Source organism: Reichenbachiella agarivorans (assembly GCF_025502585.1).
GTDB lineage: Bacteria > Bacteroidota > Bacteroidia > Cytophagales > Cyclobacteriaceae > Reichenbachiella > Reichenbachiella agarivorans.
In genome coordinates, this window is sequence record NZ_CP106679.1 from 3,375,139 (window position 1) to 3,401,535 (window position 26,397).

Sequence of the window (26,397 nt, forward strand, 5' to 3'; positions counted from 1 at the left end):
CAAAACGCTTTACGCGATCATGTAATTGGCTTTTCCTAAAGCGATAAGCGACTTACTAATAATATACCACCTCACAATTTGGGAAGTTGGCTTTAAAGTCTTCTATGCCGTTTTGTGTCACACGGGTATTGTTGCACACCAGACTTTTTAATCCCAGAATCTCATAAATCACTTTTAGATTCCATATGCGAGTATTGCTCACGTTGAGAGATTCTAGTTTATGGAGTGCCGATATTTCGTTGAGTCTCTTGATACTAGTGCCAGAGCAGTTGAGTGATTTCAGACTGCTCAATCCTTCGATTTCCTTCAAATCTTCGATGGCAGTATTAGAGATGTCCAACGTTTCTAGTTGCTTCAATTGAGTGATGCCTTTCAGTGTTTGCAAAGGGCCATTGGTGCAAGTCAAATGCTTGATACTTTGATGACTATACAATTCATCTAGGCTATTGATACTGACACGATCCAAAGTTACTTTTTGCAGATTGATGAAAATATTAAGTGGAGACAATGAAGCAATGGATAGATTCGAAATAGTGATCTCTTGTCTTTCGATCAACTCATGCAGGTGATAACTATCCTGTTTGTTTACTTTTAGTACTTTTTTCCAATCTTCTGTCAAGCCATTCCACCAGTTTTGTAGTGTTTCCGACTGATACACTACCACGGTTTTAGGGTTTATCAGGAGATACTGTTTGATTTGATCTTCCTGTATATAAGTGTCCTCTACATCGAGTAGTTCTAGCTTGTTGAGAGAGGAGAGGTTGCTAATGTTGTTCAAAGAGCTGCTCGTCATAATGAGCCACTTCAGTTGAGGGTTGTTTTCTAATCCTGCGGTGCTTTCCATCGGCAAATCTTTTGCCTTGAGATACTCCAAATCTGTCATTTCTTTGGTGAATGCAAAACTGGAGAATTGGTTCTTGCTGATGTCTAAGTAACGGAGGCGTTTGAATTTTGCCAATGGTTCTATGTTATTGAGGCTCTGACCTGCGAGATTCAGTGAATCCATGTTGACCAACTGTGTGAGTTCCTCTTTGCTAGGGATTGCATTTCCAATCACCTTGCTCAATGCGGTTTTCCATTTTACGGGCAATGTCGTCCACCAAGTAGTCATTTCTTGACTGTTGGTGACCACCACGGTGTGAGGCTTCTTAGCCATCAATCCTGATGCTTCTTTTTCGGTGATACCAGAGTTGTCCGCATAGACCTTTTTCAGGTTCGGGACGTTGGCCAGTGCATTGAGCTGAGAGATGTTGGATTGATTGATGGTGATGATTTCCAACATGGGGTGATTTTCCAATCCATTCAGGTTGCTGACTGTGGTTTCGGAGGCATCTAAGGATTTTAGCTGCTGAAGGTCGCGAAAGGCAGACAGTTGATCAACATAGGTTCTGGATAGATTGACGGCCTGTAGTGTCTTGTGAGTGGACAAGAGGGTAGCATCGGCAAATTTTGTATTGGACAAGTTGATGTTGGTCAAGGTACTCAACTGTTGCAGTGGAGCAAAGTTGATAACAGGGGTGTTGGACAAATCCAAGTATTTCAGTTGTTTGAGTTTGGCAATACTCGTGATGTCTGTGACCTCTGTATGTGATAGGTCCAGGTAGGTCAATTTCTCAAAATATTCTAGGGTATTGATGTCTTTGATCTGGGTATTGGAAGCTTTCAACTTTTGTAGGTTTCTCGCATAACGTAGCGGACTTAGGTCAGTGATTTTTGACTGACTGATGTCCAGTACTTTGAGGTCTCTGAGTGCAGACAAAGGTTCAATGTCGAGAATGAACTGATTCCCCGACAAACTCAAACTGTCCAGAGAAGAGATTTTAAATAGGACTGGGTCAGAGATTACATCGAAAGGCACATAACTTTTGAATATATTGATCCATCCATAGGAGAGGCTTGCCCACCAGTTTTTTAATTCTTCCTCACGACTGATTTTGGTACTATATATACTGGCAATCTTCATGTCATTGGACGCCACATTTAGGTTGACTTCAATGAAACGTTTTTTGATACTGCTATGCGTCTGATTGTCAAGTGTCGTGCCGTTGACTTTGCTTTCGAAGCTCACCAAATAGAAAGAAGTCCCGTCGCTCTTAGGGACTTTCTCAATGACTATATTTTGGAATTTGAACTGGATGTCCTTGAAGAAGAAATCTACATCACGCAAATAGGCAGCGACATCCTTGTTGGTGATGACTTTTCGATCCAAGACCAAATCATCTTCGATCTGAACCAATTGGTTGACAAATACCTTCTTATAGCTCTCCGTGATGATGACCTCCTTGTCACGAGCAGTACTCTTGGACGAACCTATGGTGTTGAGCATATATTCGTAAAAGCTCACCAAACTCCTGACCTGAGGATAGCGAGTGGTGTCTGCCGCAGGTTGCTGTGCTAGAGCGGGAGAGAGTACAAAGAGAAACATAAGAGTGTAAGCGAATTTGTACCAATCAGTTTTTGCCATAAATGTAATTCTTCATTTGTTGTTTTTCGTCTTCACTAGACAAAGCTACCAAACTAGAGATCAGCCAACCAGAGTTGTAGCCAGATCTATTGAAATTGGAGATGGAAAAGTAATAACCTTTGACCGAGAAAAAGTGGAAGTTAACGTCCTTTACAGTCTTGAACTTCATGTTTCCTTGATTGAATTCATAAAGGAAGATCGTCAAATAGTCGGGCTCAAATTTTCTACCTGTAAATTGCTCTGCATGCTTGTTTCCTTCCAGTCCTTTTCTCAAAGTCATGAAATCCAACTCATGACTCATCGGATGTAGAAATTTTTTGGTATCGGAGGTATCCTTGTCAAACAGCTTTTGAAATTGCTCAAAAGCCACATCTTCGATGACCCATTCGTACCCTTGTCCTTGTTGTTGCAGACGCATGTACAGTGTGCCTGGTATTTCTCTGCCCTTAAACAAGAATACCGTGTTCACCTCAGCTAGCCAATCGTCCTTGTGAAAGTCAAGGTAAACAGGATCTGTTTTGCTAGTGATTTTGGAAATAAAACTCTTGGCAAGTGCTGCGTCTACTTGACCCGTTTGGGTATCAAATAGCACGGGCATGTACTTTTTGCGGAGTGCCGGATCATGGTAGTTCTTGTCAGATGGGTAGTAGCGGTTGCCCTTTTCATCTTCTTCGCCATTGAATCGACGAAAGAACTGATTGATTTGCTTGGTAGAGGCACTGAGCTGCTCTTCTGTCTCCTTCATGTCATCGGTGAGTCTGCCTTGACCCACCGATGTATGAAAAGATATAATTGCTAGGGTGATGATGAATGCTATTCTCATGCAGAAGTCTCACTAACGCGAATATCTCCCAACATGACATCCCAGAATTCGATGATTCTGCCCGCAATCTGCGTTTCTTTCTTCTTGACGTAGATCGTGATGTCTTTTTTAGTAGTGTCCTTGTAGCTGAGTTTGCCGTCCTTTGACGTACCCTCAAATCTTTGGTAAATAGTGATCACCCCTACATAGGTACCATCTGGCTGCATCTCCAAATCACTCACATAGTGAATGTCGTACCATTTGATACTGACTTTGTCGTAGTTGAGAGCCATCAGACGCTCAAAGTACGCCCGTACTTTGTAGTAGGAGATATCTTCGTTGCTCAACGAGGATACACCCATTTCACTGTCAGGAGCAAAAAGCTCTTCGGCTCTGTCCATGACACGTTTTGCTTCGGAGAACTGTGTTTCTTTGCTGCCGATGATACTGATGTACTTGCTGAGGTCCTTGACTTTCTCTAGTGCGAGCGAATCAATCGCTTGCTTTCTGCGAGGGTCTACACTTTTTTGAGCGAATGCGCTTACCGAGAGCAATAGCGTCATCGATAGCAGGGTATATTTGATGAATTGCATATTCTTAATTTTCTTTTGATAGGGGATAATTATTTCTTGAGAACCAATTCTTTGATGTTGCCATTGGTATCGTACACGATCTCTTCGATCTGTGCTTTGTTATTTTTGGTGTCCTTGAGGTAGTGCAAGTAATTGGTGATGGTGGTAGGCTCGTCATAGTCTGGAGCACTCCCTGCTCTGTATATCACGATTAGTACAGGAGCATCTCCATTGCTAAACATGCCTAGAGCCTCTTGGATACTTGCATTGGCCGAAGTGGTGCTAGGGGCTGTTGCTATCGCTTCAAAGTAATTTGAAAGTTTTTGTTCTTTAGTCAATTTTTTTACCACAGGTTCTACTTCTTCTGGCTCCTCTGGATCAGCCATGGGTTCTGGTTTTGACGTGACCACTACAGGTGCGTCACTGCCTTTGGTCAACTTCTTTTTGCCTTTGCAAGATGTGAATCCAACTGCCAACGATAAGATGATGACGACTGCCAGTGGTGAAATATTAAATGTGTATTTTTTCATGCTTGATAATTGTGATAAGGGTTGTGTATCTGTTTTTGATTTTGTTATTGTAAAATTAACTAGATCCTCCATAGCAAATTATGTTCCACAAGTGCGTACGGGTGAAAAAATAGTTGCAAATGGATGTCCATTCTTAATATTAGAAAAGTAGTCTCATTTTGGGAGAATAGCTAGACCCATTGCATGAGATGATCATACTTATTCATGACTGGCAAACAAACAGTAAAATCTAGATTGTAGGTAGACATTGAGTCTTGGGTAGGGGGATCACCCGCTAGGGGAGGAAAGGAGAGGGGTTATCTATCTCATAAAAAGGAAGTTACAATTTTCTTCTTTCTGCACGAAGCAATTCTGTTTTGTAAAAAGTCCAGCCTTTGATTTCGAAAGAATCTCCCACTTGCAGTCCTTTTGCCTTGGTTTGTAGCAGGTGTTGATAAGATACGCCTGCATAATCGGCAGCACCCTTGAGTGTCGATGCAGTTTTGATATCACCTTCTTTGATGACCGTAAATATATGTTTGGGAGCACTCATAATTGTCTGAAAACCCTGATTCAAACGCAAAGACCGTCAATTTATCTCAATTCGACAAGAAAACTATATGTTTTAGAGCCAATGAATTAAGTGTATGTATAAACTTTCTTGTCAAAAACATTATTAATAAGTACTTAAATATAAAGTTTTGTTTTATGTTTGTCATGAGATTTAAAAAAGCATAAACACAAACAGCCATGAAAAGAGTACAGCAATTGAATCAAATCGAAGACATGATGAGACTGATCGAAAAGCTAAATGCAGAATCTAGCAAACTGATCCAGACCAGTATTCAACTAGAAAATGAGGTAAATACAAGACTCACTAGAAAGTAATCGTCCCAATGGAATAGAAAAGAGGTTGTCTCATACTTTTGAGACAACCTCTTTTTTTTGATAGTTTGATATGCGGATGCTGGTAGGAATCATTGAAATTCTCTCTCAAATGAGACAGGAAACCAGTAAATGTCATGCATCCCGCAATAGCACGCGTAACCTCTACAACTATCCAAAACACACCTTGTAGACTTGTTGTGGATAATTAACTTCCGCTACAAAATAGTTTGATTATCAGATGTTTATTCGTCCTATGATGAAATTTCCGATCTCCTTTTTTTCAAATATCCCAATATGATTCGGGTAGTGTCTGGGTCGTTGGACTTGGGCTGGATGTAGGTGTCGTACCCATTATAGTTGATGTTTTGATCCGCAAGAGGGACGTATCCGTAGCCTTGGTATTCACCTTGTTTGATCTGAATAATTGCGATTTCGTCTGAGTTACGACCGACTTCTTCGATGAAAAAATCTTCTTTTCTGAGGATGAGGTCATTGATCAGTGTTTCGACACGGGCATTGTAGTCTGCGACGGATTCTCGGTCTGCACATACGCCTTTGCACTTTTTGATTTTAGAGGCAAAGCAACTGCCTTGGGTCTTCTCCAGACCGCAGTATTTGGGGCAGAGGATGTAAGACTCCACGGCACTCTCTAGGAACTTGGTGGCTCTGGCCAGTCCTACAAAGGTGGTCAAGGCCATGCTTCCAGCCTGTATTTTGGCGATGTTGAGTTGCAGGATACCCAGTTGATTTTCATAAGCATAAAGGCCGTGGGTAGCTTTGGTTTGCTTGAGTGCATGGTTGAATTTGGGTTGGTGTTTTTTGATCTCGTCTGACTCCAAGAGCAACGCGATCAATTCACTACCTGTCAATACATACTGTATATCCGCGGTAGCTTCAAAGAGGTTTCTTTCCTTTCGACTCTTGTCATTGAAGTGAGAGAGTAGACGCTGTCTGATGTTTTTGGCTTTGCCTATGTACACCAGTGTCTGTGATGCATCGTAGATGTAATAGACACCAGTTGCCTGTGGCAAGCTGCGATAGACCTCTCGATCCAGCATCGGAGGAATTTTGGGTAGATTGGCAATACCTTCCAGACTAAATTCTTCGATACCCATGTCGTCTGCCTTTTTGAAGAGGATGTCAAGTAGCTTAACTGTTGCTTCGGCATCACCAAAGGCGCGGTGGCGACCTTGGATAGAGATACCTAGATCGCTGCATAATTTGCCCAAACTATAAGAAGCGTGTCCTGGTAGTAGTTTTCTTGATAGTTTGACTGTACAAAGCTGTTTACGCTCAAATTCTCCTCCCAAACTGGCAAATTCACTACGTAAGACACCATAGTCAAAAGCCACATTGTGAGCAACGAAGATGCGCCCTTCGGTCATTTCATAGACTTTTCTAGCGATCTCATAGAACTTCGGAGAGTGCATTACCATCTCATCATGGATGCCCGTGAGCTGTGTAATCGAGTAGGGGATGGAGGTTTCGGGATTGACCAATGTCTGGTATTGATCGATCACTTGTTGCCCATCGTGGACTATGATGGCGATTTCGGTGACTTTTTGCCCAAGTCCACTGCGTCCTGTGGTTTCAATATCGATGATGGCATATTCTTGAGGCATGGACGCCAAAGATAGAGATGCTTTTCAAAAACCAACTATGAGATAGGCCTTGCCCTGACAATTTATACTAATTTTGATCTCTACATAAATGCACAAGTATGGACATTCACGCAATGGTTGCGAAAATCTCAGGAGAACTGAGCGACAAAGCATATGAAGTATCAGACTCTCTGGCCAGAATAGGCTCAGAAGAAGTTCTGCAAGCGATGATAGTCCTCTTGAAAAACCCCAATCCTGAGTCTCGTTATTTGGCAGCTAGAACCATGGCACATATGACCAACAATGCCGCAGGTTTGGCTCCTCTGATGGATGCCATTCAGGACAAAGAAAATAGCAGCCAACAAGGAGAGTTGCTTGCCGAGCTCGAAGGGTTTGATGTAAGTGACTACTATGTGGAGTTGTTTAAATACTACTTGTTTGGTGGATTCAAAGTATCTATGATTGCCAAGGATTTGTTGGATCACAAGGATTTTGACATCACAGCACGAGTCATCAAAAAAGCCACCAAGCATTGGAATCACTATACCAACAATGTGAAGCATGACGAGTTGTTTACACTCAAAAAGAGGGAGGTGGAAGAGATTCTTGCTGATCTTCAGGCGTTTGTATCTGATGAGTCTTAGCATTTAATGAATGTTTCATATTCTCTCTTATAAATGGAGAGGGAAATCTAAAAATAGCATCGGTACAAATGAGATGGTTGATGTTGAGATCTTTGGCATTTCATCTCAAATCATCTTGATAGAGGGACTCTCCGATTGAATCAAAATAGAGCCGTCTATGGATACATGTATATTGGTGGCAATAATTTCTATTTTCTTTGAGTTCAGAATCACAGCAACTAAGCCATCGAACGGTCATTTGGTATTTAATATGTCTCCAGCTATGAAACAATCAACCCTTTTAGTTATTATCCTTTGTCTTTTTTTCATTTCTGGGCATGCTCAGGATAGGTTGTTGAGTGGTATAGTTCGTGATGCACAAGGCAGAGCACTGCCAGGTGCAACAGTTCAGAGTCAATCTGGTTTAGGAGTGGTTACTGATAGTTTTGGCAAGTTTGCAATGAAAGTGAGTGCTGATACAATACTTCTGCATGTTACTTATGTGGGCTATGCTGCCCAGCAAATAGCAGTAAGAGACATCCAAGTGCCTTTGGTGATTCAAATGAAGGAAGGCAGTATCAGCTTATCCAATGTGGTCATTACACCTGATGATACTGAGATTATTCATAGTCTCTCAAAATATGATTTGTCAGTCAGACCTATCAATTCCTCGCAAGAGATTCTGCGCTATATACCAGGTTTGTTCATCGCACAGCATGCAGGTGGCGGCAAGGCAGAGCAAATATTCCTCAGAGGCTTTGACATAGATCACGGGACGGATATTTCTATATCAGTAGATGGCATGGCTGTCAATATGCCATCTCATGCTCATGGACAGGGTTATTCTGACTTGCATTTTTTGATCCCTGAGACAATCGAAAGGGTAGATTTCAACAAAGGTCCTCATGATGCGGAGTATGGAGATTTTACCACGGCAGGTTATGTTTCGTTCAAAACCAAGGATCACACAGATAAGAATTTGATCAAACTCGAAGTGGGACAGTATGGTACATTTAGAACAGTAGGTATGTTCAATTTGCTAGGAAACACGCGTACTGACCGCAGAGATCAATTGTTCGTCGCAGGCGAATTGTTTGGTTCTGATGGTTATTTTGAGAGCAAGCAGGGATTTCGTAGGTACAATGGGATGGCCAAATACTCTAATGAATTCGATGAAAAGACTCGATTTACAGCGACAGTTTCTACCTTTTACAGTCAATGGTCAGCATCTGGTCAGATTCCTGTCCGAGCTGTGGAAAGTGGTCAAATCTCTCGCTTTGGATCTATTGATCCCACAGAGGGAGGTAGAACCTCTAGGAGCAACCTCAATCTCCAATTGGTGCAGGACTTGGGTACTGCGACACTCAGCAATCAGTTGTATTACAGTCATTATCAGTTTCATCTAGTGTCCAATTTCACCTTTTTTCTCAATGATCCTATCAATGGCGATCAAATCACTCAAAGTGAAGCCAGAGATATATTGGGATACAAGGGGGAATACCAGCGGCATGATTACCTAGGTAGTGTCAAACTGGAATCCAAATTGGGCGCAACCATGCGCTACGATTGGGTCGATGATATCCGACTGTCTCACACCAAAGACCGTAAAGAAGTCTTGTCAGATATGGCAAGAGGAGATGTCAAGCAAGGCAATGCAGGTGTATATTTAGGAGAGTCCTTTACGCTCTTGCCACAACTGGTTTTGGATGCAGAAATCAGGTATGATCATTTGTTTTTTGACTATAACAATCGACTGGATCAAACTCACCAATCTGAGGACAAAGGAATATGGAGTCCCAAAGCAAGACTCAACTATCAAGCAGGTCGAAATTTGAGTTTCTTCATGAAGGCAGGTTCAGGTTTCCACTCCAATGATACCCGTGTCGTGGTGGCGCAAAATGGCCAAGAAATATTGCCCAAGGCATATGGACAAGATATAGGGGTATTCTTCAAACCTGCACCTTGGTTGGCGATGAATGTGACGCTATGGAATTTGGATTTGGATCAGGAGTTTGTCTACGTAGGAGATGAGGGAATTGTCGAAGCAGGAGGGGAAACCAACCGAAAGGGCTTGGACCTCTCAGTCAGAGCAGAGCTCACCTCTTGGTTGTTTGCAGACCTAGACATGACCTATACCAAAGCGCGATCAGTCGATGAACCAGAAGAGGCGCAATTCATCCCACTAGCACCTGTTTTTACCAGTATAGGCGGGTTGAGCTTTGATTCTAAGACTGGCTGGACAGGGAGTGTGAGATACCGCTACCTAGGTGATCGTGCAGCCAATGAAGACAACAGTGTAGTAGCTGAGGGTTATTTCGTGATGGATGCTATGATCAATTATACACGTCCTAGATACCAGATCAGCATGACTGTGGAAAACCTACTCAACCAAGAATGGAAGGAAGCCCAATTTCTCACCGAATCACGTCTAGAGACAGAGCCTCAACCAGTCGAAGAAATCCATTTTACACCTGGCACCCCATTTTTTGCCAAAGCGGGTTTTACCATTTTCTTTTAATGTCAGAGAAATCTCCTCTTCCTTGAGATATTTTATGGTGGAAACATCTACTTAGTAGGGTGGATCTGTGCTTGCTAGGCAACCAAAATATATGCAGTATGGAAGATTCAGAATCATCTGGATGGTGAGTCATGTTGAAAACACTTCATTCTCATTGCGTTGCGCCAAACGAGCATGGGAAAGCTAAATATGATGGGATAGAATTTACTCAACCAATATGTCATATGCTTGCTTGCTTAGCAAAATCAAGATTATATTCACGATTTGATAGGAACAAGTACATGACATGAGTTTGACATTTGACAAAGATTACATCACGGCGCAGACCTTAGATGCGTTTCGTTTGCAGACAGATCCTTTGGCCGACGACACGGTCCGCAAGATCATTGACTCAGGCTTTGAGTCGCAAATCAACCAGATATTTATGGTCTTGGTTCAAAATGATAGCTTTGATCAAGACACTTTCTCTGGGCTGGATGCATCATTAGCGCTTACGCTCAACGATTATTTTCGCAGCACCAATCATTTGCCCGAATGGGCGAATATGGATCAAATACTAGAAGGAGAGAGGGTATTTGGTGAGTTTGGGCCAGAGATATTCATGCTGCTCAACGTGAGTTCCTTACCGATGTGCTATACCTGTGCGAAGGGTGCCCAGGTGCTATTTGAAACGGGAAGACTGCTGACACACAATCAGGACGTAGATCCATTGGCACGTCGACTGATGGAGACGGCACAGATGGTAGCCAATGTGTTGTCGCCTGGGGGATTGTTGCCCGACGGCAGAGGGCTCGTGACGATCCAAAAAGTTCGACTGATACATGCTTCTATCAGATATTTCCTCAAGAAGGAGCGCCATGGTCATGTTTGGGATGTAAAGACTTTGGGAGAACCAATCAATCAGGAAGACCTAGCGGGTACGTTGATGTCTTTTGGTCCTGTGATCTTGACTGGACTGAAGCGCCTCAAGGTAGAGCTGAGTGATTCTGAAATTAAATCTTACATGCACTGTTGGAAGGTAGTGGGCTACCTGATGGGTATAGATGCGAAATTGCTGCCAGACTCCTACGAAGAGGGTTTTGATCTTGCTACCCGAATATTGAAGCATCAGGCCCAAGAATCCGAGGCAGGACAGGCACTGACTAGCTCATGCATCAGATTCATCAACCACATCATCCCCGTCAACACTTTTGATGAAGTGCCAGCTTACCTGATGTCCTATTTTTTGAAAGATTTTTCGGAAGCCTCTGGAGTGAATTTGGCAAAATGCATAGGAGTAGATGATCAACCAGACACCAAAGACAGGATCGTGCTGTCTATGGCGAAGTTTTTGGTGGGACATATCAGCGAAATCGCCCATTGGGATTTGATTCAAAAGATAGCGCCTCCCTTCAATCGTTTGATGCTGGAAGGCATCATTCGCTTTTACAATGGAGGAAAGAAAGTGCACTTCTTCATTCCTCCATCGCTGAAGAAAGATTGGAAACTAGAAGATTGTTGATCATATTTAGCGCATAGCGCCAAACTGAATAATAAACCTATGAAAAACACTGAGGTAGTCGAGGGATTGGATTTCAAAACCACAAAGTATATTTTGGTATCATCCGCCGTATTGATTCTTTGGTCATTGGGAGCATCGATCATAGAAGCAGGTCCTGTTACAGCTAGTATCATCACCTATTCACTCTATGGCTTTTATTGGTACTACGCCCTGAGCAAGAAGAACCCACTGATTCTCAAGTTGGTGATATTTGGGACCGTGGCAGGAGTTATGGAACTGGTGACCGATCACTATTTGGTAGAGTGGATTGATAGTCTGGTGTATCCAAGCAAAGAATGGATGATATGGAGCTCTCCTGCCTACATGCCCTTTGCATGGTCCAACGTGATCTTGCAGTTGGGGTTTATTGGCGTGTTGTTGACCCAGAAGACTAATCTTTGGAAAGCGTCGATTATTCTGGGTATAGCTGGAGGGATGTATATCCCATTGTACGAACACTTGGCCAAAGACGCAGGCTGGTGGTGGTACCATGACAACACGACGATGATATTGAATGCACCTGTCTATGTGATTATCTGTGAAGCTTTGATATCCTTGTCACTACCTCTGGTAATCTATTATGCCGAGCATCATAAGCCCACAAAGGCCGTTTTGCTTGGATTGGCAGAAGGTGTTTGGATTTTGATCAGTGCTATTCTTGCCTTTACCATTGCACACTGAGAACTGCTGGACTAGGAGAATCTTTATAATAATCACAAGTACTAACATAGAATTCCTATCTTAGGGAATAATAATAGATATATTAGAGTTGAGAAAAGATTAATTGATACTAAATGAAGATCGCATCAGCAATAGATTTCTTCATCCATCCTGTACATTTTAGTGATAGTAATCATCTTAGACATGCCCGACTTTTTGTTCGTGCCTGTTGGTTGACGAGTTTGTTTTCGTCCTCTTACGTCTGGATGAGCATGTTTTTTGAATATGACAAAGGAGTCTATTTGATGGTGTTCAATGTGACTAGTTTTTTGTTGTTACCCTTGTTGTCAAAAACCAAACTTCCAATTTCGATTTCTGGAAATATTTTTGTTTTCGTGGGAGCCTTTGCCATCCTTATACTAGCCTATTTTTCAGGTGGAGTATGGTCGGCCTTATATCCTTGGATTATTTCTATTCCTGTATTGGCTCTCTTGGTGGTCAACAGAACCTCTGGATTGATTTGGGGTGCTATTTCCTTTTTTGCCATGCTTTGGTTTGGGTACTTGGCATACAATCACGTAGAGTTACCTGTCGAGTACAATGTGGCTATGAGAACAGAATGGTACATTTCTGTCTTACCAGGATTGTTGTTGATTGTTTTATTTATTGCCTTTGTATTTGAGTCTATACAAGCAGAAGCGCTCAAAATATTGGAGAATAAAAATGAAGTACTCAGAGCTCAAAAAGAAACGATCGGCATTCAATCTACAGAGCTACAAAAGTTGATAGACGAAAAGGAATATATTATTCGAATCCTTGCCCATGATTTGAAAAATCCATTATCCAATATCACGAGTTTAGCGGAATTTATCCAACGCAAATATGAGCCAGATCAAAATGAGAATTTTATCAATTTGATCCATCAATCTTCAGTCAATGCTCAGAATTTAATCATGAAGGTGTTGGAAATGGATGCCTCAGGCCAAGGTGATTTGATGGTCAACAATGAGCGGATTCAAGTTGCGTCTATGTTGAGTAATTTGATCCAATTGATGAGAGAGACAGGTCGAAAAAAAGCGATTGACATTCTACTCGACAACCAACTGTCTTATGGAGAAATTGAAGCTGATAAAATATACTTAACCTTGGTTTTTGAGAACCTACTTTCCAATGCCATTAAGTTTTCGTATGAAAATACCAAAGTCATCGTAGTACTGTCCAATATAGAAGATCAAGTCCTCATTCAAGTAATAGATCAAGGGCCTGGAATACAAGAAGAGGAGCAAGACAGGTTATTTAAGAAATTCTCCAAACTCAGTGCCCGACCTACAGCAGGGGAGAGTTCTGCAGGTATTGGACTCTCTTTGGTCAAACGCTATGTAGAACTGATGCAAGGCAAAGTGTGGTACGAAGATGCTCAAAATGGAGGTTCTATCTTTGCAGTTTCCTTTCCGATCAAACACTAAGCGCATGATGAGTATGCTCTGAGCAAACGCTCAGATGCAAGGATGTACTACCGCTGTCTGGCAAGAGCAATTGCCAACTGCATTTTTACAAGAGCACATTTTCAGATTACTTATTGCGTTTTGCTTCCGTTTGTTTGAAGCGCTGATTGATGATGAAGTCGATGTCTTTTCGCGTCAAGTTGCTTCCATCCTCCAAGGTAGTACTGATACTTCTGACGACTTGATCTAGATCATCTGTGGATTTGTAGAGCGCATCTATGAGCTCTTGATCGGCTTGCAGTTCTGTGCGGGTTTGCAACAAACTAGAGATCCCCAAAATACTAGAAAGTGGAGCCCGGAGCATGTGTGAGTTCACAAAGGCGTATTCTTTGAGTTGATTGTTTTGCTTAATCAACTCTTCTGTACGTTTTCTTACAGTTGACTCCAGAGATCCGTTGGACTCGATCAATTTCTGGTTCAAGCTGTGCAACTCCCTGTTCATACTGGCTATTTCGTTGCTCTGCAAGGACAGTTCTTGGTTTTGATTCTGGAGTTTTGTCATCAAGTCCTTGATACGCTCGTTCTTGAAGTGCAGGGCTATAAAATCCGCCAACGATTGCGTGATCAAGGTGTCTTCAGCTACCCAAGCGCGTGCATAATTGGTTTGCTCACAACAGATCACTCCGATGGCTTTTTGATCCAACACAATAGGGCAATCTAGCATAGAGATGATATGGTTAGGCTTCAGATAGGACTCTGTAAACTCCTGGGTATCAGTATGCTCTTCGGCCAAAGTCGCCATGATAAATGGTTTCTTTTCTAACGCATCAAAGTATTTAGGAAAATGTTTTCTTTGGATATTGACATCATCTATTTCTACTTTTCCATCCTGAAGCAAAATTTTCCTCTCTATTTGATCCCCATGATGAGTGTATAACCATATGCTCACACGATTGATTTGCAAAAGTTCGTATATGATACTAGCAATACTTTCAAACAAAGAAGTCAAACTTTTGAATTCATCTGGGTTTCTAGACAATTCCAACATGGCCGCATTGTAGTCTTGCATGAGGTTTTTTTTCTCCTCTAGGCTGTTTTTCAACTTGATCAATTCTTTGTTCTTCTCAATAGATCTGTAATAGGCATTGCCCAAAAGATTGTACAATAGGTAGATAGAAATCAATACTGAAGCTAAAAAAATGGATCCTCCAATAAAAGTTGGAAGTCTGAAAATAACCATTTCGTAGCTATCCCCTCGCATAGATTGAAGATATATCGAGTTGAAAATGAAGGTTATAAAAATAACAATTGACCAGATCTGAGAAGCTCTGAGACCTTGCAAGATCAAAGAAATAACGGGAATCAATGAGAACCAAAAAAGTATCACATGGAACGATTGGGGAGTGGAAAGAAAAACATGCTCTCCCATGGCAAACTCCAATATGGGAATAAATGCACGACTCCAATTGGATTTGGCATTGTTGAAACCGATGAGGACAACGATGGCGGATGCAAAAAAATACAAGGTGTAAGCCTGTAACGATCCAGATTTGAGATCGACAAAGAGGTCAGCCAAAAGAAGACAAAAGGCTATCAGCAGTTGACCGACTAAAACGTATTGAAATACTGCTTTAGATTGAATTTTGTAATCGGTCATTTTGAGCCACTGCATTTCTTCTTTCTGATTGAATGTAAATGGGTTTTAGAGGTTGGTATCTTAATCTACAAAAAATAACTAGGAATCAAAACGATTCTTATTTTTCCAGTCTCTATTTTGAACGATTTAATCAAACGTGAAGCTTAACGCACTGATTTCAATAACGAAAACAGACTTGAGTGATGTTTTGCTAGAATTCAAAAATTGGACTCAGATTACCCTTCAGCCAATAGTTTTTTGATGTTATTGATGTTGCCATACAAGACCAATATATCGTCTTTCTTCAATACGGTACTGGCAGACGCCACACCTTGGACTTTCTTTACTTTTTTATTGACTCCCAACAGATTTTTTTCTTCTTCGATTCGTAGTGTAGACATCACTACGACATTGAACTTCTCCTGGAAATCTAGTTCCAGCAGGTTCTTTCCTACATATTTTTCAGGCACGGCTGCTTCTATGATGTTGTATTCTCGTGTGAGCTGAAAAGAATCGACGACACCATAGATATCTAGTCTGTTGGCCCAGCGATCAGCAGTTTCTTCTTCGGGATGGACGATTTCGTCTACCCCCATGGCTTCTAGGATGGTTTCATGGAGAGGAGACACTGCACGACTGATTAGTCGTTTGACTTGCAGTTTTTTCATGAGGGCCGTTGCCATGATGTTGGCACCTTCGTTTTCGCCAATACATATGATGACCACATCAGTGTCTCTAAGTGGCAGGTTGGTGACAGCTACTGGATCTGTACTATCCAAGCATATCGCATGTGTAACCTTCTCTTTGATGGCATCTACTTTGTTCATCTTGTTGTCAACACCAATCACCTCATTACCAGATTGGGTCAATTTTTGGGCTAGGGAAGACCCAAACACGCCAAGGCCTATGATTACATATTTCATTTTCGTCAGTTTATCTCCATTTTTTAATTGTCTCTACTTTGATCACAGTATTGAACCATCAGTTGATCAATATTTCTTCGGTCGGATAGCTGTAATTCTGATATTTTACTTTCCTCAATACCGCAATGAGCAAGGTCAGCATACTCACTCTGCCCACGAACATGGTGGCTATCAATACAAACTTGCTAGCCGTGGACAGACTTGCTGTGATTCCCAGACTCAGGCCCACTGTACTATATGCCGAGAAGCATTCGAAGGCGATGGATAGCAAATCTGTATTTGGATCAAAGGCCGAGATTAAAAAAATACCGAACCCAATGACTACCAAAGAGAGTGAAATCAATGCAAATGCACGTCGAATAGAGATTTCGGCTACCTCTCTGCGGAACAGTTCCACTCTGTTTTTTCCTTTGGCTAAACTGAAATAGTTCAAGGTGGCAATGGCAATCGTACTCGTCTTGATACCGCCACCAGTTGATCCAGGAGATGCGCCAATCCACATGAGTAGAAAGATAAACATGACCGTGGAGAATTGCAGGGCTGACATATCCACCGTATTGAAACCTGCCGTGCGGGGAGTTGTAGCTAGGAAGAAGGCAGTCACCACTTTGCCCCAGGCATTGTGCTCGGCAAGGGTGTTGTTGTACTCAATGAAGTAAAACATGACTGTCCCTACTGTAATCAGTATAGCACTCGTGATCACAACTATGCGAGTATTGATATTGATCACCCAAGGGATATAAATGATTCGTCGCTTGCTGTTGAAAAACCAGATACGGTTGATGATGATGTGTTTCAGGTATTGGGATAAATTGAAAATGATTGGGAATCCAATGCCTCCCAAAGTAAATAGCAAGGCCAAAGAAATATGTAAGGGGTAGTTGAACCTATATTCTGTTTCATACAAGCTATTGGCGAGTGTAGAGAACCCTGCGTTGCAAAATGCAGATATGGAGTGAAAGATCGAAAAGAAGATTTTATCGGATACCGATACCAAGGTAGAGGGATCCAAGCTGAAATAGATACAGACCGCTCCAGTCAACTCAATGGCAAAGGTCACCAGTAAGATCCTTTTCAGGGTATTGAACACATCAGCTATCCTTTCGGAGTTGGTCATGTCCCTAAGTAACAATTGATTCTCGTAGCTAGAACCACCTGTAAAGAAATAACTGAAGTAACTCGTAAATGTCATAATCCCCAAACCACCCATTTGAATCAGAGCAATTATCATAGTTTGTCCAAAAGGAGTAAAATAACTCCCCGTATCCACCACAATCAAGCCCGTCACACATACCGCACTGGTAGAGGTAAAAAGCGCATCGAATAGAGAAATCCCATCATAGGTTGCCTTGGGCAACATCAAAAAACCAGTGCCTATGATAACGATCATGACAAAGCTCAGAATAAAAAGCTGGGCAGGATTGAAATACTCCATCCTGAAACTGATGCGCAATGCCGAAAACTCTCTAGTCAACGCCAGCAAAATGGTGATGACAAACCATTCGGAAACATCCAGGATGCCAATTTCTACTCCCATATAGAAATCTCCCACTATGGCAAGTAGAAACAACATCAGAACCAGATCGATGAACCATACTTTGGCAGGAGGCCGCCATTTGGGATACAAGTACCTACTTAGCATCGATATGATCGCTGCAATCAACGCAATGGCATACACGGTTTCTAAATACTCCTCAATCTGTAGTGACTGATCAAACCCAAAGTCAAAAATCAGAAGTAAGGTAGCGAGCAAGGTCAACCAAAATGGTAACGCCCTAATACCTCTGATCCATTTTGATTTTGTAGACAGTATTGAGCGGTTGTGGTTGTTCAAGTTGAGATGTCAAGGATTTAAAAATTAAATATCAGCTAAAATCTTCAATCCTGAAAGGTCGGCTCTTCCTTTTTATGGATAATCAAGAATTTACTTTCTAGTCCAAAATAGGTTTTGGTAATCAGGATGGCATGATCCCATTTTGCAAGGCCACTGTGCATAGAAAGATAAAAAGGTCGGAGCAATAGCCCAGACCTTCCATTTAAAATTTTGTTGATTCTATCTCATTCAGATCAATTGGATAATCCCAATGTTCACACCTACTATTCTTTATTTGATGATATGATGTTCATATTTTCTACTCTACTTTGGATACTGCTGAATGTCCCATCAATGGCTGCAAGGTTTTTGAGGTGACTCAGGCTATCTGGATTCACCTGATCCATCAATACCATGATGATCTTATGCCCATCAACAGAAGCATTGTACGCTTCCTGGTAGTTCTTTGATACTTTATAGTTGTATTTGGTGCTATATACACAGTTGTACAAATGAAGGTCTGAAACTTTAGTTTCAGCTTGGTCATTGTATATATCACGTCCACGCTTGAACTCTAGCATGGCCAAATCTGGTTCATCTAGTATATAGTATGATAAGCCAATCATGTCATGTAGTTCCCAATTATCTTTGTCAATATCTGATAGGTCCTTTAGTTCATAATTCAATATCAAAGCCAAAGATTTTGCTTCTTCTACCTGTGTCTCCAAATCCAAATAGAGCAACGAGTCAGTCACTATTTTGCCGATGTGCATGGCATTTTCTATCATCTGGTTATAGGCTTTGTTTACCAGAGATTTCGAACTATTATCTTGGTATTTTAGAGCATTAGTTACATCACTAATGGTAGAGTTTAGTAGCCCTGGACTTTGCTGAATCATAGAAACATTTCCTAATTCTAATTTTTTGGATAGATGCTCATTTCTAATGATTGCTAAGTATGCATAGGCAACTGGGATGTCTTTTCCCTTCATTAAAAACTTGTCGTTGTGCACAGCTTGATTCAAAAATGTTAAGGCTTCTCTGTGCTTTCCATCCAAAAAAGCTGCCTTCCCTTTGTCAAAATTTTCGCTTTGACCATAGACAGTAAATGTCATGAATACGAGTATTGCGGACGCAATACATCTGATAGTGTAGTAGTCTTTCATGCTGCTAGGTTTTTTTAAGTGATTGATATCTCTTAATTGTTATCAATATGTTAAATCACGTTAAAAAAAGCAAGAATTAGTTGTTAAAACACAGTGAAAATCATGTGTTTACTTATAGATATAGGTAAAATCACTATAAGTTAGGTGGTTTATTGTAGGTGAAATGTCTTATTTATATGGATGCAATCATAATTTCCACCCTATAGTGGTTTGAATGACATAATCATACTCAGATACATTTTCTCCAGGTTGATTATCAAAATTGAGGTTGGTATTGAATCCAACATAAAAATCCAACGGGAGATCATACTTGATACTAAAACTGAATATCGACCGTATTCTTTTATTGTTAGAGAGACTAGGGAATGCTTGTAACTTGGAAGTGATAGTAAAATCTTTAAATCCAAAGCCATTTAATTCTACATCTGCAAATGCCTCCATTGTGTGATCATCATCATTACTATCTGAAATAAATTTTTCTCTGTTTGAGGCTACACCGACAGCACTATTAAGAAACAAAAGATGGTTTCGGAGCAAGAGCTTTCCGATACCCACTTGTACAGTATTACGTAAAGCAAGGTTTTGTTCTTCGCTTTGTAAATAATCAGAAGTACCCATGACAAACCAGCTTTTGTTGAGGAAATATTTGAAATTATATCCATAATTATTCCTCAAGGTGCTAATGGTATTCGCAGTGTCCCGTACCGTGTTATACAAAAATGAAAAATAGATGTCGGTCTGTATTTTAGTGTTTACATAGGAGACACTACCATTGACAGATAATTGTCTAGAATTACTCGCTTTGGTGATGGTATACCCACCGTCAAGATTAGCTGAAAATCGATCCCAAAAATTATCCTCTGAGGACTTTAGGTAAACAATGTTCTGTGACTTGGCAAACATTTTAGATCCATCCGTAGGAGAGATAATCAGGTAGCTAGGATTAGATGGGTCAATACCTAAACTACCGCGAAGGCGAAATTTAGTAGTCAACATGATGATGAAAGTAGTGGATGATTTCAGTCCAACTACTTCTTCCCACTTCACAGCAAAGTCACTGTCACTGTAGTCAGTTTTTACTTTGAGGACACCATACTCCATACTCTTGATTTCCCCCGTCAGTTGATGACCATTTTTCATGATCACCGTATCTCGATTGTGTGCAATACCCAGATTGGTGACGAAGAAAAATAGGAGCGTAACGAGATGAGATTTTTTTCAAATGCAGGTCAATTGATGTTTTTGGGTTCAAAAATTGAATTGGTGCAAATATATTTATAATTCTCCGCTCATCTCAATACATATCAATTAAGTACACGTACTTCGATCCTTCTGTTCAATTCCCGACCATTGATCTCGTCATCGTTGGATGCAATGGGTTGTGAGGGGCCATAACCTTTGGTGACCAATTGAGATGCTGGTATGCCTTTTTTTACCAGGTAATTCTTCACCGAATTGGCTCTGGCAAGAGAAAGCGTCATATTGGCATCCAATGACCCAGTATTGTCTGTATGTCCTCCGATTTCTACTTTCAGATTGGGGCTTTTCTTGAGCATGTCATAGAGTGCAGATAGCACCTCGTCTGATTCTGAAGTCAGGTTAGCTGAATGAATATCAAAGTAGATGTTTTTCAGCATGGCTTTTTCTCCTTTTCTGAATTTGCTACCGAGCATGTTGACTTCTTCGTATTTTGATTCGGAGTTTTTATCATAGAGAGTTGCATAATTGGTTTCCTCGACTTTGTCAGGGATGTCTATTTGAAAATCTCGTTCGAATGATTTGTGAAGATCCGCCTGTTCGGAGAGCAATTTGCCAGTATATGCAAGCTGATTCCCGATATAAATCTGCACCTTGAATTCTTCTTCTGCAAAAATCTCTTCTTCATAACGTCCGTTGCTATCTGTCGTGGTACGGAAGTTTTGATCCTCGTAGTTGACAGGACGCAGGTCTATTCGAGCGTTAGGTACAGGCTTGCCAGTAGCTTTGTTGTAGACTGTACCATTGATAACAACTTTACCCTGTTTATGGAAATAATAGATGTCCATTTTTCCTTTGCCATGTAGACGATCAGAGCTGAAAAACCCAGATATGTTGTCTTCATTGAATTGAAAATTGATTTCATTATCAATGGTATTGATCGGGAATCCGAGATTCACTGGTTTCTTCCATCCATAGTTGCTTTCGTCCCATTCAGACATGAAGACATCAAATCCTCCAATAGACTCTGAGTTGTCAGAACTGAAATAGAGTGTTTTGCCATCATGAGATAAAAACGGGCTATCCTCATTACGTGTCGAATTGACTTTGCCTGGTACCAAAATGGGAGAGGACCAAGATTGGCTTTTGGGGTTGTAGATAGATTGGTACAAATCTAGATCTCCTTTTTCGGATTTCGCAGAAAAATAGATGATGGTCTCAGAGTCGTCTATATAAAAATGAGATGCTATTTTCTTTTCTTCCAAGCGGGAATCAAACTGTACAGGAGCGACCCATTTGTCATTGACCGGATGACTAAAGTAGAGGCCTTTTTTTTCTTCCTGATACATAAATAGTCTGCCATGGTTATTGACCACTTCGATTTTAGCATTGTTGGCTGAGAATGTACCTAAGTGAGACAAGCTGGTAGGTTTCGTCCATTTGTTTGACTCTTTGGTGGTGTGGTAGATGTTGAAATTATCACCTTCTTCTTCACTGTTTGATGCAAACTGATCTCTAGAAGACATGAATACCAATTCACCATGATCAGCAAAGAATGATGGGGACACGTCGTTGTATTTGGAGTTGATAGGTTCTCCCATATTGACTATTTCATAATCGCTGGATTTGAGATAGAACTCCTGTGCTTTGCGTGCTTCTGCCAGTCTGACTTTAGTCTCCTTTTCTATTTCATTGGTTTTGTAAATGTCCAAATCTAAGAATGCCTGAAAGTGCTTTTGAGCTTCTTCAAACTCATATCTGTTGTGATAGATTCGCCCCAACCAATAATTGTAAAACTTATCGGTTCTACCTTCGTTGGCTTCATATTCTTTGAGTGAATCTAGCGTAGAGTCCCTGCCGCCAGTCAATTGATATGCCACGTATTTGTGGTATTGGACGTAGTGATTTTTTGGGTAATTATCCAAAATGACATTGTACAGCTCCAATGCTTTTTTGAAATCTTCTTGAAAAAAGTAGTAATCTGCTTGCTCAATCAGTTTCTTCTTGCTGATTCGTTGGTCTGTTTTACTTTCTTGCGCGTAGGCCAGATTTCCAATCAATAACAGAAAAAAAATATAATATTTCATCATTCAAATAACTGGTATGGGTGTCGTTATTACGGGTTCACTTATACAGATGTTATCATGCGGTGGAGTGAAAATAATGATAAACACGAAAATTAGCATCATTATTAAACGTGTAAATTTAATAATGATGCTTAACATACTGTATTACAGTTGTTTAAGATTCTTTAGTAAGGAGAATATATTCGTCAAATGTACAGAGTTTGTCTGCATATGATTTGCCGTCCTTCAGATCAATAATACGCGTGGCTACCGTTTGGACAAACTCATGGTCATGTGAGGTGAACAGCACAGTCCCTGGAAAATCTCTGAGCGCATTGTTGAGGGCTTGAATCGATTCTAGGTCTAGGTGGTTGGTTGGTTCATCCAAGATCAAGACATTACCCTCCTTCAACATCATTTTGGAAAGCATGCATCTCACTTTTTCCCCTCCAGACAAAACACTGCATTTTTTAAAGGTCTCTTCCCCAGAAAAGAGCATTTTGCCCAAGAATCCGCGGATGAATACCTCGTCCTTCTCTCCGTCAGAGTATTGTCTCAACCAGTCGATTAGGTTTTCATCTGATTTGAAAAACTCCTCATTGTCATTAGGTAGGTATGAGACTGTGATCGTCTGACCAAAACTGAATGTGCCAGCGTCTGCAGTGGATTCTTCCATCAGTACTTTAAACAAGTTGGTAATCGACATGCTGTCGTCCGCCAAGAAAGCAATTTTGTCACCTTTGTTGACAAAGAAATCTAGGTCTGAGAATAATACTTTGTCTCCAAGTTTTTTAGAGAGTGATTTCACCTCTAGAATTTGATCTCCCGCTTTTCTGCTTTGGTTGAATATGACTGCTGGATATCGCCTAGATGAGGGTTGAATGTCATCAATGTTGATTTTGTCAAGCAGTTTTCTTCGGGATGTGGCTTGTTTGGATTTGGATGCATTGGCACTAAACCTTGCAATGAAGTCCTGCAATTCTTTCTTTTTCTCTTCTGCCTTTTTGTTCAACGAACTTCTCTGATTCAAAGCAAGCTGACTAGATTGGTACCAGAATGAATAGTTGCCTGTGAAGATTTTGATGGCACTAAAGTCAATGTCCGCAATGTGGGTACACACAGTATCCAAAAAGTGTCTATCGTGAGACACTACGATGACTGTATTCTTAAAATCAAGTAAGAAATCTTCCAACCACGAAACTGTATGTATATCTAGGTCATTGGTAGGCTCATCGAGAATCAATAGGTCAGGATTGCCAAATAGTGCTTGAGCCAACAGCACTCGTACTTTTTGGCTACCATTTAGGTCTTTTAGCAGATTGTAGTGTTCGTCCTCTTTGATACCAAGACCACTCAATAGGCTCGCTGCATCTGGCTCGGCATTCCAACCGTCCATTTCAGCAAATTTCTCTTCTAACTCTGAGGTTCTGATTCCGTCTGCTTCGCTAAAATCCGCTTTGGCATAGAGCGCGTCTTTTTCTTGCATGATCGCCCACAACTCGGTGTGTCCTCTCATGACAGTATTGATGACGGTCTCTTCATCAAATTCAAAGTGATTTTGACGCAAGACAGCCATCCTCTTGCCTGAATCCATGGTCACGTTGCCCGTATTGGGCTGAATATCACCTGATAGAATTTTAAGAAAAGTAGATTTTCCGGCTCCATTTGCTCCGATGACACCATAGCAGTTGCCTTCGGTAAATTTGATATTTACTTCGTCAAAAAGTATTCGCTTTCCATATTGCAAGGAGACGTTATTCGCTGAAATCATATGCCTGTTTTTTTGAAGGCACAAAGATAGATTATTTGTTAGGCAATAGGAAAAATCCGCTAGGTTCACTTCCAATTTTATTCCCTTTAGCTCCTGAATTGTATGATTCTGAATTAAGTTTGATCAATGAAGCCGTACTTATTCTTTTTGCTAGTCGCGTGGGGGATTCTTTTTTCCAGTGCCGAATTGCAAGCTCAAGATGAACAACAAAGTCTTTCGGAAACCATCTCATGGTTGGAGAGGAAGATCAATATCAGCTATTACAACGCACAGACTCAGGAGTGGTGGAGCAATCGTTTTTTCTATAATACCGAGATGGGTTTGGTCAATATCAAGAATACCTCGTCGGATGGCCCTTCTTTCCTGACTAGAAATACCTACTATGATCGCAAGGTATTGCTGTCAGACTTGGATGCGAGTAGCATCAAGGTGCATGACATCAATGAGGATCAAGGCAGAATTGTGTTTGGTCAGGTCGTACAAGTCAATGTGATAGGAAACCAAAAGAAGATAAAGCGTACCAAAAATGGCGTGGCTTCCTTCAACGAATTTTTCCTGCAAATCCCTGTTCCGCATGCCTACGACAGTTTGAGGTTGACTGCTGATTCCATCAAGACGAAATTGACTCTGGCTATAGAGCTCTCATCCAAAATCAAACCTACGAACGATGAACAGCAAAATGCTAAGACGATTCTATCTACCTTGCATGGACAGTTCAAAGGAGATGATAAGACTGTAATGAGTTTTACCAAAATAGAAGGGAACCACTCTGAAGTAGAGCATACAAATGAGCAAAACTATATCAGAAAAGGTCTCATCGGTTTTGATGAAGTAAACAACCATTTCTACTTGTGGTCTATCAATCGTGGACAGAGAGAGCGTCTGACCTTGGAAGTGAAATCAGGTGATAAAGTATCTATTGAGAGTATCGATCCACCTTACGCTATTATCTTATATGGTGTCAATCATATAGCAGTGAGAGAAAATGGTCAAGAAATAGAATTCTACCGGATGGGGGATTGACCCCATGTTAAGACAACAGAGATTGCATAAGGGATAAAAAACTTTGCTCTTCATGGATCCACATCGCGGCATCACAGGTTTTTCTTTCTTTTGATTTAAACTCCTGCACTTGTATCAATACATCATTCAGTGCTACTTCATTTTTCGATTTGAAATCAATCACGGCTCCCTTGGCATGTTCTTCAATGAATGTTTCCCAATGTGTGTCTTTTTCATAGAGCATGGGTAGACCTTGTGCAGCGTACTCATAGACTTTGGTGGGCATGCACCGCTGGTTGCTTGGGTTGAGCTGATAGCAGATTAGACCAATATCTGCCGTGACTATGGCTTGTTCTATTACTGTATATGGAAGGGGAGTCTGTGAGATATTTAGTCTCAGCCAAGGTGCTTCCATCTTGTTCAACCTGTTGTAGAGTGCTGGCACTGGACAATGCCCCGTCACAAGTAATTCAAAGTCACCCATGGTCTGCAAGCTTTTCGTCAATTCTAGTGCCTTGTCTATACCAGTATTTTGAGTAATCGTGCCACTGAATAGCAGTGTAGTAGTATTAGTTTTGTTTGCGGAGCGAGGGTAGATTTTGGACAAAGGCAGTGCTTTGTTTTCTATCAGTATTGATCGAGATTGAACAAAAGACAATTCTTCTTGGTAGCACTTTTCAGCTAGGAAAAAGTGATCAAAAAATGGAGCAAGCAGTCTTTCCTTGCACCTGATCATGATAGCCATGAGGTGCCGGAGTATAGGAGGGTAAACCTGCTGATACCATAGATTGTAGTAGTAGTTTTCCTGAATATCGTACACGATTCTCGTGCCAAATAAAATTTGGTTTATAATCGTAACTATCAGTAATTCATGACTGTTAACTATGATTAGTTTAGGCTTTAGTTTAATCAATGATCGCAGGATAATAAGTGGGATAAAAAAGCGTATCAAACCAAGTCGGCGAAAGGTTCTTTGAGGATGAAAAAAGATATTGCACTCATCTGTGAGTGTGCTTTTGCTGGGATAGCCAAATAGGTGTATTTCACAGCCAGTCATTGAGCTAAGCGATCGTGCCATCTTGCGATAAGAACGAATGTCGTCTACAGGTTTGAGTAGGGAAATGAAAGCAATTTTTTCCTTCGGCATGAAATCAAATGTATGTAATATTGCGGAGATTTTACCCACCAATGATACTTAGTC

At 41.0% G+C, this 26,397-nt stretch carries 21 protein-coding genes; 7 read left to right on the forward strand and 14 right to left on the reverse strand.

The window, feature by feature from the left end; all coding sequences use genetic code 11:
• Nucleotides 1–55 precede the first annotated feature (55 nt).
• The 5 genes from N6H18_RS14265 to N6H18_RS14285 all read right to left on the reverse strand — a co-directional run bounded on the left by N6H18_RS14265 (nucleotide 56) and on the right by N6H18_RS14285 (nucleotide 4,900).
• Nucleotides 56–2,464, reverse strand: coding sequence for a leucine-rich repeat domain-containing protein (locus tag N6H18_RS14265; protein WP_262308952.1), 2,409 nt, complete (start codon nucleotides 2,462–2,464; stop codon nucleotides 56–58).
• Nucleotides 2,451–3,287, reverse strand: coding sequence for a hypothetical protein (locus N6H18_RS14270; RefSeq protein WP_262308953.1), 837 nt, complete (start codon nucleotides 3,285–3,287; stop codon nucleotides 2,451–2,453). The genes N6H18_RS14265 and N6H18_RS14270 overlap by 14 nt, the downstream gene beginning before the upstream one ends.
• Entirely contained in the window at nucleotides 3,284–3,829 is a 546-nt protein-coding gene (locus tag N6H18_RS14275) for a hypothetical protein (protein ID WP_262311619.1), read from the reverse strand. Before N6H18_RS14275 ends, N6H18_RS14270 begins: the two co-directional genes overlap by 4 nt.
• Before the next feature lie 59 nt (nucleotides 3,830–3,888).
• Complete coding sequence (locus N6H18_RS14280) at nucleotides 3,889–4,368, reverse strand: nucleoid-structuring protein H-NS (RefSeq protein ID WP_262308954.1); 480 nt, start codon at nucleotides 4,366–4,368, stop codon at nucleotides 3,889–3,891.
• Nucleotides 4,369–4,687: 319 nt separating this feature from the next.
• Nucleotides 4,688–4,900 carry a hypothetical protein gene (locus N6H18_RS14285; protein ID WP_262308955.1) on the reverse strand — a complete coding sequence of 71 codons (213 nt, stop codon included), beginning with the start codon at nucleotides 4,898–4,900 and terminating at the stop codon, nucleotides 4,688–4,690.
• Nucleotides 4,901–5,097: 197 nt separating this feature from the next.
• On the opposite strand from N6H18_RS14285, the gene N6H18_RS14290 reads away from it, so the two are divergent.
• Nucleotides 5,098–5,235, forward strand: a complete 138-nt coding sequence (locus tag N6H18_RS14290) for a hypothetical protein (protein WP_262308956.1) — start codon at nucleotides 5,098–5,100, stop codon at nucleotides 5,233–5,235.
• Between the two features lie 251 nt (nucleotides 5,236–5,486).
• Here N6H18_RS14290 and N6H18_RS14295 read toward each other — a convergent pair whose 3' ends face one another.
• Nucleotides 5,487–6,857, reverse strand: coding sequence for an exonuclease domain-containing protein (locus N6H18_RS14295; RefSeq protein ID WP_262308957.1), 1,371 nt, complete (start codon nucleotides 6,855–6,857; stop codon nucleotides 5,487–5,489).
• Between the two features lie 98 nt (nucleotides 6,858–6,955).
• Here N6H18_RS14295 and N6H18_RS14300 point away from each other — a divergent pair, with 98 nt between their 5' ends.
• From N6H18_RS14300 to N6H18_RS14320, 5 genes are all read left to right on the forward strand, one after another.
• Complete coding sequence (locus N6H18_RS14300; protein ID WP_262308958.1) at nucleotides 6,956–7,480, forward strand: HEAT repeat domain-containing protein; 525 nt, start codon at nucleotides 6,956–6,958, stop codon at nucleotides 7,478–7,480.
• 262 nt (nucleotides 7,481–7,742) lie between these two features.
• A complete protein-coding gene (locus tag N6H18_RS14305) occupies nucleotides 7,743–9,977 on the forward strand; it encodes a TonB-dependent receptor (RefSeq protein ID WP_262308959.1) in 2,235 nt (744 codons plus the stop codon).
• A 286-nt stretch (nucleotides 9,978–10,263) separates the two neighbouring features.
• A complete protein-coding gene (locus N6H18_RS14310) occupies nucleotides 10,264–11,478 on the forward strand; it encodes an oxygenase MpaB family protein (RefSeq protein ID WP_262308960.1) in 1,215 nt (404 codons plus the stop codon).
• Nucleotides 11,479–11,517: 39 nt separating this feature from the next.
• Nucleotides 11,518–12,198 (forward strand): DUF6989 domain-containing protein, encoded by a 681-nt coding sequence (locus N6H18_RS14315; protein WP_262308961.1) that lies wholly within the window; start codon nucleotides 11,518–11,520, stop codon nucleotides 12,196–12,198.
• Between the two features lie 113 nt (nucleotides 12,199–12,311).
• Nucleotides 12,312–13,643: an MFS domain-containing histidine kinase gene (locus N6H18_RS14320; protein WP_262308962.1), complete on the forward strand. Its 1,332-nt coding sequence runs from the start codon at nucleotides 12,312–12,314 to the stop codon at nucleotides 13,641–13,643.
• A 106-nt stretch (nucleotides 13,644–13,749) separates the two neighbouring features.
• Here the strand turns inward: N6H18_RS14320 and N6H18_RS14325 are convergent, their stop codons facing one another.
• From N6H18_RS14325 to N6H18_RS14355, 7 genes are all read right to left on the reverse strand, one after another.
• On the reverse strand, nucleotides 13,750–15,294 hold the full coding sequence (locus N6H18_RS14325; RefSeq protein WP_262308963.1) for a GAF domain-containing protein: 1,545 nt from the start codon (nucleotides 15,292–15,294) through the stop codon (nucleotides 13,750–13,752).
• A gap of 200 nt (nucleotides 15,295–15,494) precedes the next feature.
• Entirely contained in the window at nucleotides 15,495–16,181 is a 687-nt protein-coding gene (locus N6H18_RS14330; protein ID WP_262308964.1) for a potassium channel family protein, read from the reverse strand.
• A 58-nt stretch (nucleotides 16,182–16,239) separates the two neighbouring features.
• The gene (locus N6H18_RS14335) at nucleotides 16,240–18,015 is read right to left on the reverse strand and encodes a TrkH family potassium uptake protein (protein WP_262308965.1); all 1,776 of its coding nucleotides are present in this window, start codon (nucleotides 18,013–18,015) and stop codon (nucleotides 16,240–16,242) included.
• A gap of 263 nt (nucleotides 18,016–18,278) precedes the next feature.
• Entirely contained in the window at nucleotides 18,279–19,160 is an 882-nt protein-coding gene (locus N6H18_RS14340) for a hypothetical protein (RefSeq protein ID WP_262308966.1), read from the reverse strand.
• A 186-nt stretch (nucleotides 19,161–19,346) separates the two neighbouring features.
• Nucleotides 19,347–20,300 (reverse strand): DUF481 domain-containing protein, encoded by a 954-nt coding sequence (locus tag N6H18_RS14345; RefSeq protein WP_262308967.1) that lies wholly within the window; start codon nucleotides 20,298–20,300, stop codon nucleotides 19,347–19,349.
• A gap of 164 nt (nucleotides 20,301–20,464) precedes the next feature.
• Nucleotides 20,465–22,447, reverse strand: coding sequence for an OmpA family protein (locus N6H18_RS14350; protein ID WP_262308968.1), 1,983 nt, complete (start codon nucleotides 22,445–22,447; stop codon nucleotides 20,465–20,467).
• A 151-nt stretch (nucleotides 22,448–22,598) separates the two neighbouring features.
• The gene (locus tag N6H18_RS14355) at nucleotides 22,599–24,194 is read right to left on the reverse strand and encodes an ABC-F family ATP-binding cassette domain-containing protein (protein ID WP_262308969.1); all 1,596 of its coding nucleotides are present in this window, start codon (nucleotides 24,192–24,194) and stop codon (nucleotides 22,599–22,601) included.
• A 126-nt stretch (nucleotides 24,195–24,320) separates the two neighbouring features.
• On the opposite strand from N6H18_RS14355, the gene N6H18_RS14360 reads away from it, so the two are divergent.
• Nucleotides 24,321–25,217 carry a hypothetical protein gene (locus N6H18_RS14360; RefSeq protein ID WP_262308970.1) on the forward strand — a complete coding sequence of 299 codons (897 nt, stop codon included), beginning with the start codon at nucleotides 24,321–24,323 and terminating at the stop codon, nucleotides 25,215–25,217.
• Between the two features lie 7 nt (nucleotides 25,218–25,224).
• On the opposite strand, the gene N6H18_RS14365 is transcribed toward N6H18_RS14360, so the two are convergent.
• Entirely contained in the window at nucleotides 25,225–26,343 is a 1,119-nt protein-coding gene (locus N6H18_RS14365; RefSeq protein ID WP_262308971.1) for a glycosyltransferase family protein, read from the reverse strand.
• Nucleotides 26,344–26,397: the final 54 nt, after the last annotated feature.